The following is a 16,425-nucleotide window of genomic DNA, read 5'->3' on the forward strand; positions in this document are numbered from 1 at the left end:
GGCCGGGTCGGCACCCGGTCCGCCCGGCGCCCCACGGGCCGGCGCGGCCGGGTGCGGCGCGCGCGGGCCCTGGAAGGGCGGGCACGGGAGACGGTGGTTGGCGAGACACCGGCGAAGGCGGCCACGGCGTGGATTCGTGACCGCTCGCGTGACCTCCCGCGCGCCCTTCCATAGTGGACCCATGGTGGAAACCTTTGAGAAACATGTCAATAGGTCAAGATGACGGCATGCTGATATACCAGATACCACAGCCTGAGGAGGTTCCCCATGATCGATGAAGTCCGGCAGGCCCTGCGATCCGTCGTCGCGGTGACGGTCACCCCGTTCGGGCCCGGCGGCCGGATCGACGAGCCGGCCTTCGCCGCCGCGGTCGGCCGCCTCGTGCGCGGCGGCGTGACCGCCCTCACGCCGAACGGGAACACGGGCGAGTTCTACGCGCTCGGCGACGACGAGCTCGCCCGCGCCGTGGCCCTCACCCGGGAGGCCGCCCCCGACGCCGTGCTCGTCGCGGGCGTCGGGCACGACATGGGACGCGCCGTGCGGCTGGCCCGGGACGCGGCCCGCCTGGGGTGCGAGGGCGTGATGGTGCACCAGCCGGTCCACCCGTACCAGTCGGAGGATGGCTGGACGGCCTACCACCGGACGGTCGCCGAGGCCGTGCCCGACCGCGGCGTGGTCTGCTACGTGCGCTCCCCCGCGGTCACCGCCGCCGCGGTCGGCGAGCTGGTCCGCACCTGCCCGAACGTCGTGGGGATCAAGTACGCCGTGCCCGACCCGGTGGGGTTCGCCGCCCTCGCCTCCGAGGTCGAGGGCCCGGTGTGGGTGTGCGGGCTGGCGGAGGCCTGGGCGCCGTTCTTCTGGGCCGGAGGCGCGGAGGGCTTCACCTCGGGCCTGGCCGTCATCGTGCCCCGGCTGTCGCTCGAACTGCTCGGCCTGCTCCGGTCGGGCGACCGGGCCAAGGCGCTGGAGCTGTGGCGGCGGCTCAAGCCGATCGAGGACATGCGGGCCAGGAACGGCGGCGAGCACAACGTGTCGGTCATCAAGGAGGCGCTCGCGCAGCTCGGCGTCTGCGACCGGGCCGTCCGTCCGCCGATCTCGGAGCTGTCCGGGCAGGGCCGCGAGGAGGTGGCCGCGATCCTGCGCACGCTCGCCGCCGACCTGTAGAGCCTCTCACCCGCTCCCAGGGGTCACAGCGGCTTGGAGAGGTGCACGACGGAGCGCCTGATGTGCCTGCGGGTCAGGCGCTCCGCGAGCGCGCCGTCGCCGCTCTCCACGGCGGACAGGACGGCCTCGTGCTCCTGGTACTCCTCCCGCCACGTCGGCCAGTGCCGCCACAGCACGGTGACCGTGCCGAGCGCGGCCAGGTCCTGCAGGTTGTCGAGCTGGGTGACGACCAGGTCGTTTCCGCAGCGCGCGTACAGCTCCCGGTGGAAGCGCCGGTTGGCGAGGCTGAGGGCCGTCATGTCCGAGCCCTCCAGCAGCGCCTTCGCCTCCTCCAGGGCGGCCCTCGCGTGCCGGGCCGCCTCCGGACCGCCGGTCCTCGCCGCGCGCCCGATCGCCCAGGGCTCCAGCAGCAGCCGGACCTCGTACGCCTTGCGGAGGTCGTCGGGACCGACCACGCGCACGGTCACGCCGCGGTTGGGGCTGATCACGACGAGCCCGGTGGCCGCGAGCCCGATCAGGGCCTCCCTGACCGGCGTCTTGGAGACCCCGAGCTGCTCGGCCAGGCGGCGCTCGACCAGCGTCTCCCCCTGCCGGATCCGCCCGGACAGGATGGCGGCCCGGATGGAGTCGGCGACGAGGTCGGTACGGGTGGTGGACCGTGCCACCGGCTGCAGGATGTGCTCAGCGGTCATGCGTACTGATATACCAAGTCCGCGGCGCGGCCAGGACCGCGACCTCAGTCGACCTCGGGCTCAGGCCCGCCCGCGCCCTCCAGGAAGTCGAAGTCGCACCCCTGGTCGGCCTGCAGGATGTGGGCGTCGAAAAGCGCGCCGTACCCCCGCTTGTGATGCGGGGGCGGCGGCGTCCAGCCGCGCCGTCGCCGGTCGAGCTCCTCATCGGACACCTCCAGTGTCAGCCGGCGCGCCTCGACGTCGAGGGTGATCGGGTCGCCGTCCCTGACCAGCGCGAGCGGGCCGCCCACGTGGGACTCGGGCGCCACGTGCAGCACGCAGGCGCCGTAGCTGGTGCCGCTCATCCGGGCGTCGGAGATCCGCACCATGTCGCGCACCCCCTGCTTGAGCAGCCGGCCGGGGATCGGCAGCATCCCGTGCTCGGGCATGCCGGGGCCGCCCTTCGGGCCCGCCCCGCGCAGCACGAGCACGCTGCCGGGGGTGGCGGGCACGTCGTCGATCCGGGCCAGCAGGTCGCGGTGGCCGTCGAAGACGATCGCCGGGCCCGTGTGCCTCAGCAGGCGCGGCTCCGCGGCCGCGTGCTTGATCACCGCGCCGTCCGGGGCGAGGTTGCCGCGCAGCACGGCGAGGCCGCCCTCGGGCGACAGCGGGTCGTCCCTGCGCCTGATCACCGTGTCGTCGTACGGCTCCCGGGTGGCGACCCCGTGCCCGGCGACCGTGGGCCGGTCGAGGTGCAGCAGGTCGGCGACGCGGTGGAGCAGCGCGGGCACCCCGCCGGCCCGGTGGAAGTCCTCCATCAGGAACGCGCCGGTGGGCCGGATGTCGGCGAGGACGGGCACCCGGCGGGACGCCTCGTCGAAGTCGTCGAGCGTGAGCGCGACCCCGCTGCGCCGCGCCATGGCGATGAGGTGGATGACCGCGTTCGTCGAGCCTCCGAGGGCCAGCACCGCGGTCAGCGCGTCGCGGTAGGCCCGCTCGCCGAGCAGCCGGGACGGCCGCACGTCCTCCCAGGCCAGCCGGACGGCGGTCCGGCCGCTCTCGGCGGCCATCCGGTTGTGCGCGGACAGGACGGCCGGGATCGAGGCGGCGCCCGGCATCGTCATCCCGAGGACCTCGGCAACCGACGTCATCGTGGACGCCGTCCCCATGGTCATGCAGTGGCCGGGCGAGCGGGCGATGCCGTCCTCGATCTCCCGCCACTCCTCGTCGGTCACGAGCCCGGCGCGCCGGTCGGCCCAGTACTTCCACATGTCGCTGCCGCTGCCGAGCCGCCGGCCGCGCCAGTCGCCGGGCAGCATGGGCCCGCACGGCACGAAGATCGACGGGAGGTCGGCGCTGATCGCGCCCATGAGCAGCGCGGGCGTCGTCTTGTCGCACCCGCCCATCAGGACGGCGGCGTCGACCGGATAGGACCGCAGGACCTCCTCGGTCTCCATGGCGAGCAGGTTGCGGTACAGCATCGCGGTGGGCTTCTGGAACGTCTCCCCCACGGCCATGACCGGCAGCTCCACCGGGTAGCCGCCCGCCTGCCACACGCCGCGCCGCACGTCCTCGGCCCGCTCCCGCAGGTGGATGTGGCAGGGGTTGAGCTCGCTCCACGTGTTGAGGATGCCGATCACCGGCTTGCCCAGGTGCTCCTCGGCCGACAGGCCCAGCTGCCGGGTCCGGGCCCGATGGCTGAACGACCTCAGGCCGTCGGTGCCGTACCAGCGATGACTGCGCAGCTCTTCCGGTCTCATCTGCTCGAAGGTAACCAGGGAACGCTGATATATCAAGATATTTCCTTCCTCTCGCCTTTGCCCCCTCTTGACCAGATCGCTGACTGGGCCTAGCGTTACCGCCAATTGTTAAGAAGGCTTCCTAACTTTCAGGGAGGTGAGCGATGCGAAGAGCCCCCCGCTTCGCATCCGTGCTCGTGAGCCTGGCCGTCGCGGTCGCAGGGCTGGCCATGGCCGGTCCCGCGAGCGCCGCCACGACCGAGTACCAGGCCGAGAGCGCGACCCTGTCCCAGGCGAACGTGGCCACCAACCACACCGGCTACACGGGCTCCGGCTTCGTCGACTACGTCAACACGCCCGGCGGGTACATCCAGTGGACCGTCACCGCCTCGGCCGCCGGAAGCGCCACGATCACGTTCCGGTACTCCAACGGCACCACGGCCAACCGGCCGATGAACGTCGCCGTGAACGGCACCGTCGTCAGCAGCGGCAAGGCGTTCAACCCCACGACGAACTGGGACACCTGGACGACCACCTCGGTCACCGCGAACCTCAACGCCGGGTCCAACACGATCCGCGCCACCGCGACCGGCTCCGAGGGCGGCCCCAACGTCGACAAGATCGACGTGGCGACCGGCGGCGGGGGCGGCACCGTCACCGCCGACCAGCTCCTGGCCAAGGTGACGAGCTGCTCGCAGATCTCCAGCGGGAAGTACAAGACCGACGAGGACGTCAGCACGGCCACGGTCCCGGTCTGCGGCAAGACCGGCGCGGTCTTCTGGAAGGCCGACATGGACATCGACTGCGACGGCGTCCGGACCACGCAGTGCAACGAGAACACCGACTGCTGCTTCCAGGCGGACACCGCGTGCCACACGAGCGGCGACTCCCCGCTGAACGCCGCCGGCCTGCCGTACGTGGTGGTGCCGAGCACCAGCAGCATCTGGAAGTACACGAGCGTGGGCATCGGCTGCGGATCGGTGGTGGCCGTCATCTACAACGGCAAGATCGAGTACGCGGTCGTGGGAGACACCGGGCCCACCCAGATCATCGGTGAGGCCTCCTACAAGACGGCCTCCGACCTCGGGATCGACCCCGACCCCAGCACCGGCGGCACCGACAGCGGTGTGACGTACATCGTCTTCACCGGCTCGGGCACCAAGGTCTCCACCATCGAGAACCACAGCCAGGCCGTCACCCTCGGCAACCAGCTCGCCCAGCAGTTCCTCTCCAGCAACTGAGCTGAGCGGCCGGTCGTGCCCGCCTCCGCGCTCCGGAGGCGGGCACGAGCGCGTCCCGGGGCTTCCCACCCGTACGGAAGATCCCTACCCTGGACAGCCGTGACGGTCGTCCGTACGGGATTGCTCCGCTCGCGCGCGGAGGGCCAGCGCGTCACGTTCACCGAGCTGTTCTTCGACCTGGTGTACGTGTTCGCGGTCACCCAGCTGTCACACCTGCTCCTGGGCCATCTGTCCTGGCACGGCGCGGCGCAGACGCTCCTGCTGCTGCTCGCCGTGTGGTGGGCGTGGGTCTACACCGCGTGGCACACCAACTGGTTCGATCCCGACCGGCCGTCGGTGCGGCTGGTGCTGGTGGGCGTCATGCTCGCGAGCCTGCTCATGTCCGCGGCGATCCCGGACGCGTTCGGCGGGCAGGGCCCGATGTTCGCGACGGCCTACGTGGTCATCCAGGTCGGCCGCACGCTGCACTCGGTCGTCGGCGCCCCCGCGGGCACGCCGCTGCGGCGCAACCTGCTGCGGGTGCTCGCCTGGGCCGTGCTGTCGGGCGTCTTCTGGATCGCCGGCTGCCTCGCCCAGGGGCCTGCGCGGGAGCTCCTGTGGGCGCTCGCCGTGGGCGCGGACCTGCTCGCGCCGTGGCTGGGGTTCGTGACGCCGGGGCTCGGCAGGTCGGCGACGACGGACTGGTCGGTCGACGGCGCCCACATGGCCGAGCGGTGCCAGCTGTTCCTCATCATCGCGTTCGGGGAGTCGATCCTGGTGACCGGCGCGACGTTCGGCGGCCACCCGTCGCCGGCGTCGGCCGCCGCGTTCGTGACGGCGTTCCTGGGCAGCGTCGGCCTGTGGTGGACCTACTTCGGCCGCAGCGCCGAGGCGGGCAGCCGGGTGATCGCCTCCTCCCCCGACCCTGGCCGGCTGGCCCGCTCGGCGTACACCTTCCTCCACCTGCCGATGGTCGCGGGGATCGTGGTGTGCGCCGTCGCCGACGAGCTCGTGATCGCGCACCCGGGCGGGCGGGTGGCCGCGGCGACGGCGCTGACGGCGCTGGGCGGCCCGGCGCTGTTCCTCGCGGGGCACGCCCTGTTCAAGCGGGCGGTGTGGGGGCGGCCGCCGCTCTCGCACACGGCCGGGGTGCTGCTGCTGGCCGCGCTCGCGCCCGCGGCCCTCCTCCTGCCGCCGCTCGGGCTCGCCGCGTGCGCGACGGCCGTCGTGGCCGGGGTGGCCGTCTGGGACGCCGCCGCACGCCACCGTGCCGCGGCGGCCGCCGCGGCCGCGTCGTCGTGAGCGGGCCGCCGGAACAGGACGGAGCGAGCGGCGGGGGCGACACGCCCGATCAGGCGGCCAGGGACGCGGGGCCGTGGGGGGCGTCCCAGTCGGCGTCGACCGGCTCGACCTCGATGCGCTTGGGCCCGCCCGGGATCGCGGGCGGCGCGCCCAGCCCGAAGACCGTGAAATCCGTCGTCTCCCGGAAGGCGGGCCGCTGGTAGAGGTCGCGCGCGTACGCCCAGAGGCTGGGGAACGCGGTGAGCGGGCGCTCGCTGATCCCGCCGTGCGGGTTGTAGCCGAGGTCGAACCGGGCGAGTGTCACCCACAGGCGCACATCCGACTCGGTGACGCGGTCGCCGAACAGAGTATTGGGCTGCGGCCAGTGACGGGTGGTCAACAGGAACGTCTCCACTTCGCTGACCTTGAACATCCAAGCCGGGCTGTCGTGCGGCGGGTACTGGGGCGGCTCGTGCAGTGGCGCGCACTCGCAACCTTGGAGCGGCGGATTGGCGGCGTGCGGGCAGGATCGGCGGGGCTGTATTCACCCCGATACAGTCGCCAACCGGCTACTCAGCCGGGACAAGCGGCGTGCGGTCGCGCCGGGCGAACAGTACGTGGCGCATACCTTGGATGTGACCGAGGTGTACGTGGCGCTGGTCGAACAGGCACGGGCCGGGACGGCCGAAGTCGCCACCTATGCGGCTGAGCCTGACGCACCAGAAAGCCAAGAGCCGCCTCCCTGGCGGAAGGCGGCTCTTGGGTTGATATGACCTCTGCAGCCTTACTCGAACCCTCGCCCTGGAGGGCGAGGGTTCGAGTAAGGCTGCAATGGTGGAGCTATGGGGACTCGAACCCCAGACCCCCTCCATGCCATGGAGGTGCGCTACCAGCTGCGCTATAGCCCCGTGCGATGCCTGCAAGTGTATAGGACTCCGCGCATTGGCGGTAACCGGACGCCGGGCATGTCAGGCGCGGCACCGCCGTGGACGCGGGGCGACCCGCGACGCCGGCCCCGGCCGTCCGCCGCCCTCGCCGTACGGGCGGGCGGACGGAGGTGGTGGCCGGGCCCCTCCCCCAGCCAGACGGAGGGGCCCGGCGCGCGTGGGCCGTCCGCCGCGGTCAGAACCCCTGGGCCAGGCGGTAGTAGGCCTGGTTCCAGCGCAGCTCCTTGGCGAACTGGCGCGAGGTGGTGTCCGCGTCGATGACCAGCAGCTCCACCCCGAGCATGTCGGCGAAGTCGGTGAGCTCCTCGGCCCCGACCGCCGCCGACAGCACGGTGTGGTGCGGGGCGCCGGCCGTGAGCCACGACTCGGCCGAGGTGCGCAGGTCGGGACGCGGCCGCCAGACGGCGCGGGCCACCGGGAGGCTCGGCAGCGGCTCGAGCGGGGCGACGACGTCGATCTCGTTGGCCACCAGGCGGAAACGCTCCCCCATGTCGGCCAGGCCGACCACGACGGCGGCGCCGGGCCGGGCGTCGAACACGAGCCGCACCGGGTCCTCGCGGTTGCCGATGCCGAGCGGGTGGATCTCGCACGACGGCGTGCCCGCGGCGATCGTGGGGCAGACCTCCAGCATGTGCGCCCCGAGGATCAGCTCCTCGCCGGGCGTGAGGTGGTAGGTGTAGTCCTCCATGAACGAGGTGCCGCCGGGCAGCCCGGCCGACATCACCTTCAGCGTGCGCAGCAGCACCGAGGTCTTCCAGTCGCCCTCGCCGCCGAAGCCGTAGCCGTCGGCCATGAGCCGCTGGACGGCGAGGCCGGGAAGCTGCCGCAGCCCGCCGAGGTCCTCGAAGTTCGTGGTGAACGCCCGGAACCCCCCGGCCTCCAGGAAGCCGCGCAGGCCGAGCTCGATCCGGGCCGCGTAGCGCAGGGAGTCGTGCCGCTCGCCGCCCGCCCGCAGCTCGGAGGCCACCTCGTAGAGGTCCTCGTACTCCTTGACCAGCGCGGACACGTCGGCGTCCGAGGCGGCGTCCACGGCCTCGACCAGGTCGTTCACGCCGTAGGTGTTGACCGACACGCCGAACCGCAGCTGCGCCTCGACCTTGTCGCCCTCGGTCACCGCCACGTCGCGCATGTTGTCGCCGAACCGGGCCAGCCGCAGCGAGCCGACCTCGGCCCGCCCGGCCGCGGCCCGCGCCCAGGTCGCGATCCGCGCCGCCACGACCGGGTCGCTGACGTGCCCGGCGACGGTCTTGCGGGCCACCCCGAGCCGCGACTGGACGTACCCGAACTCACGGTCGCCGTGGGCGGCCTGGTTCAGGTTCATGAAGTCCATGTCGATCGTGTCCCAGGGCAGCTCCCTGTTGGCCTGGGTGTGCAGGTGCAGCAGCGGCTTGCGCAGCGCGTCCAGCCCGGCGATCCACATCTTCGCCGGAGAGAACGTGTGCATCCACGCGATCAGGCCGCCGCACTCGTCGTCGGCGTTCGCCTCGAGGCAGAGCCGGCGGATGGCCGCCGCGTCGGTGAGGACCGGCTTCCACACCAGCTCGAAGGGCAGCGACGCGCCCAGCTCCTCGGCGATCCGCTGGGACTGCTCGGCCACCTGGCGCAGCGTGTCCTCGCCGTACAGGCCCTGGCTGCCGGTCAGGAACCATAGCTTCACCGGTGACTCCTCTGTCCGTAGACGTTCTGGTAGCGGTCGTACAGGCTGTCCACGTCGTCGCGCGCGATCGGCACCGGCTCACCGAGCTGGCGCGACACGTGCACGGTACGTGCCACGTCCTCGCACATCACGGCCGCCTTGACGGCCGCCTTCGGCGACTCCCCGATCGTGAACACTCCGTGGTTGCGCATGAGCACCGCCGGGGAGCGGTGCCCGGTCAGGGTCTCCACGATGCCCTTGCCGATGTCGTCGCCGCCGATCAGGGCGAACGGCCCGACCGGGATGTCGCCGCCGAACTCGTCGGCCATCGCGGTCAGCACGCAGGGGATCGCCTCGCCGCGGGCCGCCCACGCCGAGGCGTACGTGGAGTGGGTGTGCACCACGCCGTTCACCTCCGGCATGTGGCGGTACACGTAGGCGTGCGCGGCCGTGTCGCTGGAGGGCGCGAGAGACCCCTCGACGAGGTTGCCGTCCAGGTCGCACACGACGATCGACTCCGGGGTCAGGTCGTCGTAGGACACCCCGCTGGGCTTGATGACGAACAGGTCCTCCCCGGGCACCCGCCCGGAGACGTTGCCCGCGGTCCACGCCACGAGGTTGTAGCGCACCAGCTCGGCATGGAGGCGGCAGACGGTCTCCCGCAACTCCTCGATCACACGCTCCTCCTTGTTCACGCGGTCGCCCCGTTCCTGATCGCCCGCAGCCGGTGCAGCACCTCGCCGTCGGCGAAGTGGTCGTGCAGCCGGCGGTACTCGGCGTACAGCCGGTCGTAGGCGTCGGCCCGCTCGGGATCCGGCGCGTAGACGGCGGCCTCCCGCTTGCCCATGGCCGCGGCCGCCTCCGAAATGCCGGGGTACTCCCCGGCCGCCACGGCGGCGTGGATCGCCGACCCCAGGGCCGGTCCCTGGTCCGAGCCGATCACCGACAGCGGGCGGCGCAGCACGTCGGAGTAGACCTGCATGAGGAAGGCGTTCTTGAGCAGGCCGCCGGCGACCACGAACTCCTCCACCGGCACTCCGGCCTTCTCGAACGTCTCCACGATCAGCCGGGCGCCGAACGCCGTGGCCTCGATCAGGGCGCGGTAGACGTCCTCGGGGCGGGTGGCGAGCGTCTGGCCGACGATCACACCGGACAGGTTGTGGTCGACCAGGACCGACCGGTTGCCGCCCTGCCAGTCGAGCGCGACCAGCCCGTGGCCGCCGACGGGCTGGGCCTCGGCCAGCTGCGTCAGGTACTCGTGCAGGCCGAGGCCAAGCTCCGCGGCCCGCTCGGCGTACGAGGCGGGGACCGAGCTTTCGACGAACCAGGCGAAGATGTCGCCGACGGCCGACTGCCCGGCCTCGTAGCCCCACAGGCCGGGGACGATGCCGTCGCGGACCACGCCGCACATCCCCGGCACCTCGGCGAGGTGGTCGGAGTTCATGACGTGGCAGGTGGAGGTGCCCATGATGGCGACCATCTGACCCGGGCGCACCGCGTCGGCCGCGGCGAGCGTCACGTGCGCGTCGACGTTGCCGACCGCCACGGCGACGCCCTCGGGCAGCCCGGTCCACTCGGCGGCCTGCGCGGTCAGGCGACCGGCGAGGCCGCCCAGCGGCGCGAGTTCCCGGCCGAGCTTGCCGGTGAACCCGGCGAAGGCGGGGTTGAGCGCGGCCAGGAAGTCGTCCGAGGGGTAGCCCCCGTCCTGGTAGATGGCCTTGTAGCCGGCGGTGCAGACGTTGCGCGTCTCCACGCCGCACAGCTGCCAGATGATCCAGTCGGCCGCCTCGATCCAGCGGTCGGCCCGTTCGTAGACCTCCGGGTCCTCCTCCAGGACCTGCAGGCCCTTGGCGAAGGCCCACTCCGAGGAGATCTTCCCTCCGTACCGGGCCAGCCAGGACTCGCCCCGCTCGGCCGCCAGCTCGTTGATGCGGTCGGCGTGCCGCTGGGCCGCGTGATGCTTCCACAGCTTCGGCCAGGCGTGCGGGCGGTCGGGGAGGGTCTCGGACAGCGGCGTCCCGTCGGCCGCGGCCGGCAGGATCGTGCAGGCCGTGAAATCGGTCCCGATGCCGACCACCTGCGCGGCGGGCACCTGCGCCGCCGCCAGCGCCTTGGGCACCGCGTGCCGCAGCACGTCGACCCAGTCCTGCGGCGACTGGAGCGCCCAATCGGGGCCGAGGCGCACGCCCGACCCGGGGAGCGCGTCCTCGATCACCCCGTGGGCGTACTCGTGGACCGCCGCGCCGAGCTCCGCGCCGTCGCTCACGCGCACCACCACGGCCCGGCCCGACAGCGTGCCGAAGTCGACGCCGACGACGTAGCGCTCGCTGTTAGCGTTCACACTGCACTCCAGGGATCTTGGGGGGCATGGGCATCATCTTTTCCGGCCGGGGACCGCCCGCCGCCTGACCCTGTGGTCAGGGAGACGGTCCCCTTCGATGTCGCACCCGGTCACCGTGAGGCACCCGTCCTGCGCTTGGTCCACACGTCGAACGCCACCGCGGCGAGCAGGACGATGCCCTTGACGAGCATGACGCGCTCACTGGGCGAGCCGATCAGCGACATGCCGTTGTTGATGACCGCCATGATCAGACCACCGGTGATCGCACCGACCACCTTGCCGACACCGCCCTGCACGGCCGCGCCGCCGATGAAGGCCGCCGCGATCGCGTCGAGCTCGAAGCTGTTGCCCGCGGTGGGACCCGCCTGGTTGAGCCGGCCGGCGAAGATGACGCCGGCGATGGCCGACAGCACGCCCATGTTGACGAAGATCCAGAAGACGACCGACTTGACCTTCACGCCGGACATCACGGCCGCCTGCAGGTTGCCGCCGATCGCGTAGATCTGCCGGCCGAAGACCGTGCGGTTGGCCATGAGGGAGTACGCCAGCACGAGCACCGCCAGCAGCACCAGCACCCACGGCAGGTTCTTGAAGCGGGCCAGCTGCACGACGACGAAGAGGATCAGCGCGGCCCCAGCCGCCATCTTCAGCACGAACAGCGCGACGGGCTCGACCGCCTGGCCGTAGCCCTTGCGGGCGCCCCGGGTGCGCCACTGCGCGAGGACCATGCCGGCGATCGCGATGATGCCGATCAGCAGGCTGAACAGGTCGGCGCCGCCGAGCGGGCCGAGGCCGATGTTGCCGAGGTAGCCGTCGGTGAAGCCGTTGGCGAGCGTGCGGACCTGGTCGGGGAACGGCCCGATGCCCTGGTTGCCGAGCACGGTCAGGGTCAGCGCCCGGAACAGCAGCATGCCGGCCAGCGTCACGATGAACGCGGGGATGCCGAAGTACGCGATCCAGTAGCCCTGCCACGCCCCGATCACGCCGCCGGCGACGATCGTGATGAGCAGCGCCAGCGGCCATGCCACGCCCATGTTCACCATGAGCACGGCGGCCAGCGCCCCGGTGACCGCCACCACCGAGCCGACCGACAGGTCGATGTGCCCGGCGATGATGATCAGGATCATCCCGATCGCGAGGATCAGGACGTAGGAGTTCTGGACGATGATGTTGGAGATGTTCTGCGGCTGGAGGAGCGCGCCGTCGGTCAGCACCGAGAACAGCACGATGATCAGCGCGAACGCGATGTAGATGCCACTGGAGCGCAGGTTGACCGACAGGCCGCCGAGCGACACCCGTCCCGGCTGCCGCGGCGCTCCCCCGTCGCCCGTGGCGCCGACCGCGACGTCGGCGGGCGTGATGCTGCTCATTTCGAGCTACTCCTGTCCCTTGGTCATGAGATACATGAGGCGTTCCTGCGTGGCCTCCCCGCGCGGCACCTCGCCCGTGATCCGTCCCTCCGACAGCGTGTAGATGCGGTCGCACAGGCCCAGCAGCTCGGGCAGCTCAGAAGAGATCACCAGCACGGCCTTGCCCTCGTCGGCCAGGCGGTTGATGATCGTGTAGATCTCGTACTTGGCGCCGACGTCGATGCCCCGGGTGGGCTCGTCGAGGATGAGCACGTCCGGCTCGGTCAGGATCCACTTGGAGAGCACGACCTTCTGCTGGTTGCCGCCGCTCAGCTTGCCGACGACGCTGGTCACCCCGGGAGCCTTGATGTTCATGCTCTTGCGGAAGCCCTCGGCGACGCGGTACTCCTCGTTCTCGTTGACCCAGCCGCGCGAGGACAGGCCCTTCAGCCCGGCCGCGCTGATGTTGCGCTTGATGTCCTCGATGAGGTTGAGGCCGTACCTCTTGCGGTCCTCGGTGGCGTAGGCGACGCCGTGCCTGATCGCGTCCTGGACGTTGCGGATGTCGATCGGCTTGCCGTCCTTGAAGAGCCGGCCCGAGATGTTCACGCCGTACGTCCGGCCGAACACGCTCATCGCGAGCTCGGTGCGCCCGGCGCCCATCAGCCCCGCGAGGCCGACGATCTCGCCCCGCCGCAGCCTGAGCGAGGCGCCGTCGACCACCTTCCGGCCGGGCTGGCTGGGGCTGTAGACCGTCCAGTCCTCGATGCGGAAGGCCTCCTCCCCGATGTCGGCCTCGTGGGGCGGGAAGCGGTTGTCGAGCGCGCGGCCGACCATGCCGGAGATGATACGGTCCTCCGTCACGTGATCGTCGGCCATGTCCAGCGTCTCGATCGTGCGCCCGTCGCGGATGATCGTGACGGAGTCGGCGATGGCGATCACCTCGTTGAGCTTGTGCGAGATGATCACACAGGTGATGCCCTCGTCGCGCAGCCCGCGCAGCAGGTCGAGCAGGTGGGCCGAGTCGTCGTCGTTGAGCGCCGCGGTCGGCTCGTCGAGGATGAGGAGCTTCACCTCCTTCGACAGCGCCTTGGCGATCTCCACGAGCTGCTGCTTGCCGACACCGATGTCCGCGATGGGCGTGGTCGGGTTCTCACGCAGGCCGACCCGCTTCATCAGCTCGCCGGCCTCGTAGTTGGTGCGGTTCCAGTCGATGACGCCGCGTCTGGCGCGCTCGTTGCCGAGGAAGATGTTCTCGGCGATCGACAGCTGAGGGCTGAGCGCCAGCTCCTGGTGGATGATGACGATGCCGGCGTGCTCACTGTCGCGGATGCCGCCGAACTCGCAGCGCTTGCCCTCGAAGGTGATCTCGCCCTCGTAGTCGCCGTGCGGGTAGACCCCGGACAGCACCTTCATCAGCGTCGACTTGCCGGCGCCGTTCTCGCCGCAGATCGCGTGGATCTCACCCCGCCGTACGGAGAGGTTGACGTCCTGCAGCGCCTTCACGCCGGGGAACGTCTTGGTGATCCCGCTCATCCGCAAGATGTGCTCGGTCATGTGCCCCTCGCTCAGGGAGGGGCCCGGGGACGCGTCCCCGGGCCCGGATCCCTACTTGAGCTGGTCCTCGGTGTAGTAACCGCTGCCGACGATGACGTCCTTGTAGTTGTCCTTGTCGACGACCACCGGGTCGAGCAGGTACGACGGGACGACCTTGTTGCCGTTGTCGTAGTCCTTCTCGTTGTTCACCTCGGGCTTCTGACCCTTCAGCACCGCGTCCGCCATCTTCACGGTCTGCTCCGCGAGCTTGCGGGTGTCCTTGAAGATGGTCGAGTACTGCTCACCGGCGATGATCGACTTCACCGACGCGAGCTCGGCGTCCTGGCCGGTCACGATCGGGTACGGCTGGCCGCTGGTGCCGTAGCCGGAGCTCTTGAGCGCCGACAGGATGCCGATGGACAGGCCGTCGTACGGGGAGAGCACACCGTCGACCTTGGCGCCGCCGCTGTAGGTCTTGGTGAGGATGTCCTCCATGCGCTTCTGCGCGGTGGCCGGGTCCCACCGCAGGATGGCGGCCTGCTTGAAGTCGGTCTGGCCGCTCTTGACCTTCAGCGTGCCGTCGTCGATCTTCGGCTTGAGGACCGACATGGCGCCGTTGAAGAAGAACGTCGCGTTGTTGTCGTCGGGCGAACCGGCGAACAGCTCGACGTTGAACGGGCCCTTCTTGCCGCTGTCGACGCCGAGGCCCTTCAGCAGCGAGGTCGCCTGCTGCACGCCGACCTTGAAGTTGTCGAACGTGGCGTAGTAGTCGACGTTCGGGCTGTTGCGGATGAGCCGGTCGTAGGCGATGACCGGGATCTTGTTGTCGGCCGCCTCCTGCAGCTGCGAGGTGATCGCCGTGCCGTCGATCGAGGCGATGATCAGGAGCTTGGCGCCCTTGGTGATCTGGTTCTCGATCTGGTTGGCCTGGGTCGGGATGTCGTTCTCCGCGTACTGGAGGTCGACCTTGTAGCCCAGCTGCTCGAGCTGCTGCTTCAGGTTGTCGCCGTCGTGGATCCAGCGCTCCGACGACTTGGTGGGCATGGTGACACCGATCAGGGCGCCGGCGGTGCCGCCTCCGGCGGAGGAGCCGGCGGTGGCCTGGGTGTCGACCGTCTTCTGGCTGGAGCCGCAGGCCGACATGGTCGCGGCGAGCGCGATGGCGGACACCACGCCCCCGATCCGTCCCAACCTCATGTGTATCTCCTTGCGATGGGGGTCGCGGCAGAGCTGGGTGCGGCTACTGCCGATATAAGGGGTGATAGAGATTAAACGTTACAAACAGGGACAAAGTTCGCTGTCGTGCATTGTTATCGCTAACAACACGGATGTCAACGGGTGGGGGCAACGTTCCGGAAACGTTGCGGTAACCGCCCGCAGGTCAGGATCTCATCGGCGCGAGCGGGCGGAGAACAGGCGCTGGAGGAGGATGAAGACGAACAGTAACAATCCGATGAAGATTCGCGTCCACCACGAGCTGAGCGTCCCCTCGAAACTGATGATCGTCTGAATCAGGCCCAGCACGAGCACACCGAGCACGGTGCCGAGCAGGAACCCGCTGCCGCCGGTCAGCAGCGTGCCGCCGATGACGACCGCCGCGATGGCGTCCAGCTCCATGCCGACGGCGTGCAGGCCGTACCCCGACAGCATGTAGAAGGACAGCAGCAGCCCGCCGAGAGCGGAGCAGAACCCGCTGATCGTATAGACCCCGATTTTCGTCCGGGCCACCGGGAGGCCCATGAGCAGCGCCGACTGCTCGCTGCCGCCGGTCGCGTAGACGTTGCGGCCGAAGCGCGTGTAGTGGAGCACGTACGCCGCCGCGATCACCACGACGACGGCGATCACCACGCTCGGCGAGATCCACATGTCCCCGCCGAGGTCGATCCGCGTCTGGGCGAAGGCCGTGAACGTGGAGTTGTCGATGGGGATCGACTCGGTGTCGATCGTGAAGCACAGGCCGCGGGCCAGGAACATCCCGGCGAGCGTCACGATGAACGGCTGGATCTCGAAGTAGTGGATGATCGCGCCCATGCCGAGGCCCAGGACGGCCCCGATGAGCAGCACGAGCACCATCACCGGCCAGGGCGACCAGCCGTGTTTCAGCAGCGTCGCCGCCACCATGGTGGACAGCGCCACCACCGAGCCCACCGACAGGTCGATGCCGCCCGTGAGGATCACGAAGGTCATGCCGACGGCCACGACCAGCAGGAACGCGTTGTCGATGAAGACGTTGAGGATGATCTGCCCGGTCGCGAACCCCTCGTACCGGATGCCGCCCGCGGCGAACATGGCGAGGAACAGCCCGGCCGTGACCAGGACGGGGACGTACTTGCGCGGCACCCGGACGCGGCCCGGGACGGTCACGGTGGTCATGCCGAGACCCTCACCTTCTCTTCCGCCACCGGAGGCGCGCCGGCGGGGCGGCGGCGCCGATGGAAGACCTTCGCGCGGAAGGCCGGGGACTGGAGCAGGCAGACGATGGTCACCACGAGGGCCTTGAACAGCAGCGTCGTCTGCGGCGGCACGCCGATCGAGTAGATC

At 70.6% G+C, this 16,425-nt stretch carries 13 protein-coding genes and 1 tRNA gene; 3 read left to right on the top strand and 11 right to left on the bottom strand.

Annotated elements, in window-relative coordinates; genetic code table 11:
• Positions 1-267 precede the first annotated feature (267 nt).
• Positions 268-1,164, top strand: coding sequence for a dihydrodipicolinate synthase family protein (locus MPTA5024_RS30430; RefSeq protein ID WP_036330678.1), 897 nt, complete (start codon positions 268-270; stop codon positions 1,162-1,164).
• 23 nt (positions 1,165-1,187) lie between these two features.
• Here the strand turns inward: MPTA5024_RS30430 and MPTA5024_RS30435 are convergent, their stop codons facing one another.
• Positions 1,188-1,856 carry a GntR family transcriptional regulator gene (locus MPTA5024_RS30435; protein ID WP_051458855.1) on the bottom strand — a complete coding sequence of 223 codons (669 nt, stop codon included), beginning with the start codon at positions 1,854-1,856 and terminating at the stop codon, positions 1,188-1,190.
• Between the two features lie 44 nt (positions 1,857-1,900).
• Positions 1,901-3,595: an L-arabinonate dehydratase gene (gene araD, locus MPTA5024_RS30440; RefSeq protein WP_036330679.1), complete on the bottom strand. Its 1,695-nt coding sequence runs from the start codon at positions 3,593-3,595 to the stop codon at positions 1,901-1,903.
• 143 nt (positions 3,596-3,738) lie between these two features.
• Between araD and MPTA5024_RS43960 the strand changes: the two genes are divergently transcribed.
• Both MPTA5024_RS43960 and MPTA5024_RS30455 read left to right on the top strand, forming a co-directional pair.
• On the top strand, positions 3,739-4,815 hold the full coding sequence (locus MPTA5024_RS43960) for a glycoside hydrolase family 75 protein (protein WP_232326705.1): 1,077 nt from the start codon (positions 3,739-3,741) through the stop codon (positions 4,813-4,815).
• A gap of 99 nt (positions 4,816-4,914) precedes the next feature.
• Positions 4,915-6,096: a low temperature requirement protein A gene (locus MPTA5024_RS30455; RefSeq protein WP_051458857.1), complete on the top strand. Its 1,182-nt coding sequence runs from the start codon at positions 4,915-4,917 to the stop codon at positions 6,094-6,096.
• A gap of 49 nt (positions 6,097-6,145) precedes the next feature.
• Here the strand turns inward: MPTA5024_RS30455 and MPTA5024_RS42820 are convergent, their stop codons facing one another.
• The 9 genes from MPTA5024_RS42820 to yjfF form a co-directional block, all read right to left on the bottom strand.
• Entirely contained in the window at positions 6,146-6,508 is a 363-nt protein-coding gene (locus MPTA5024_RS42820) for a glutathione S-transferase C-terminal domain-containing protein (protein ID WP_036330680.1), read from the bottom strand.
• Positions 6,509-6,907: 399 nt separating this feature from the next.
• Positions 6,908-6,983: transfer RNA gene (locus MPTA5024_RS30465), tRNA-Ala, on the bottom strand.
• A gap of 214 nt (positions 6,984-7,197) precedes the next feature.
• A complete protein-coding gene (araA, locus tag MPTA5024_RS30470; RefSeq protein WP_036330681.1) occupies positions 7,198-8,679 on the bottom strand; it encodes an L-arabinose isomerase in 1,482 nt (493 codons plus the stop codon).
• On the bottom strand, positions 8,676-9,335 hold the full coding sequence (locus MPTA5024_RS30475) for an L-ribulose-5-phosphate 4-epimerase (RefSeq protein WP_442922101.1): 660 nt from the start codon (positions 9,333-9,335) through the stop codon (positions 8,676-8,678). Before MPTA5024_RS30475 ends, araA begins: the two co-directional genes overlap by 4 nt.
• Before the next feature lie 14 nt (positions 9,336-9,349).
• A complete protein-coding gene (gene araB, locus MPTA5024_RS30480) occupies positions 9,350-10,999 on the bottom strand; it encodes a ribulokinase (RefSeq protein WP_036330683.1) in 1,650 nt (549 codons plus the stop codon).
• A gap of 110 nt (positions 11,000-11,109) precedes the next feature.
• Positions 11,110-12,369: a multiple monosaccharide ABC transporter permease gene (gene mmsB, locus MPTA5024_RS30485; protein ID WP_036330684.1), complete on the bottom strand. Its 1,260-nt coding sequence runs from the start codon at positions 12,367-12,369 to the stop codon at positions 11,110-11,112.
• Positions 12,370-12,375: 6 nt separating this feature from the next.
• Positions 12,376-13,905 (bottom strand): multiple monosaccharide ABC transporter ATP-binding protein, encoded by a 1,530-nt coding sequence (gene mmsA / locus MPTA5024_RS30490; RefSeq protein ID WP_036330685.1) that lies wholly within the window; start codon positions 13,903-13,905, stop codon positions 12,376-12,378.
• A 51-nt stretch (positions 13,906-13,956) separates the two neighbouring features.
• Positions 13,957-15,081 (bottom strand): multiple monosaccharide ABC transporter substrate-binding protein, encoded by a 1,125-nt coding sequence (gene chvE / locus MPTA5024_RS30495; RefSeq protein ID WP_036330686.1) that lies wholly within the window; start codon positions 15,079-15,081, stop codon positions 13,957-13,959.
• A gap of 192 nt (positions 15,082-15,273) precedes the next feature.
• Positions 15,274-16,257 carry a galactofuranose ABC transporter, permease protein YjfF gene (yjfF, locus tag MPTA5024_RS30500; protein WP_036330687.1) on the bottom strand — a complete coding sequence of 328 codons (984 nt, stop codon included), beginning with the start codon at positions 16,255-16,257 and terminating at the stop codon, positions 15,274-15,276.
• Between the last annotated feature and the right edge of the window lie 168 nt (positions 16,258-16,425).

The sequence above is a fragment of the Microbispora sp. ATCC PTA-5024 genome (assembly GCF_000511135.2).
Classification (GTDB): Bacteria; Actinomycetota; Actinomycetes; order Streptosporangiales; family Streptosporangiaceae; genus Microbispora; species Microbispora corallina.

Excerpts from the sequence above, each read along its gene's own strand:
- mmsB (WP_036330684.1), bottom strand. The coding sequence starts at position 12,369 with ATGAGCAGCATCACGCCCGCCGACGTCGCGGTCGGCGCCACGGGCGAC.
- MPTA5024_RS42820 (WP_036330680.1), bottom strand. The coding sequence starts at position 6,508 with ATGTTCAAGGTCAGCGAAGTGGAGACGTTCCTGTTGACCACCCGTCAC.
- chvE (WP_036330686.1), bottom strand. The coding sequence starts at position 15,081 with ATGAGGTTGGGACGGATCGGGGGCGTGGTGTCCGCCATCGCGCTCGCC.
- MPTA5024_RS43960 (WP_232326705.1), top strand. The coding sequence starts at position 3,739 with ATGCGAAGAGCCCCCCGCTTCGCATCCGTGCTCGTGAGCCTGGCCGTC.
- yjfF (WP_036330687.1), bottom strand. The coding sequence starts at position 16,257 with ATGACCACCGTGACCGTCCCGGGCCGCGTCCGGGTGCCGCGCAAGTAC.
- araD (WP_036330679.1), bottom strand. The coding sequence starts at position 3,595 with ATGAGACCGGAAGAGCTGCGCAGTCATCGCTGGTACGGCACCGACGGC.
- MPTA5024_RS30430 (WP_036330678.1), top strand. The coding sequence starts at position 268 with ATGATCGATGAAGTCCGGCAGGCCCTGCGATCCGTCGTCGCGGTGACG.
- MPTA5024_RS30435 (WP_051458855.1), bottom strand. The coding sequence starts at position 1,856 with ATGACCGCTGAGCACATCCTGCAGCCGGTGGCACGGTCCACCACCCGT.
- mmsA (WP_036330685.1), bottom strand. The coding sequence starts at position 13,905 with ATGACCGAGCACATCTTGCGGATGAGCGGGATCACCAAGACGTTCCCC.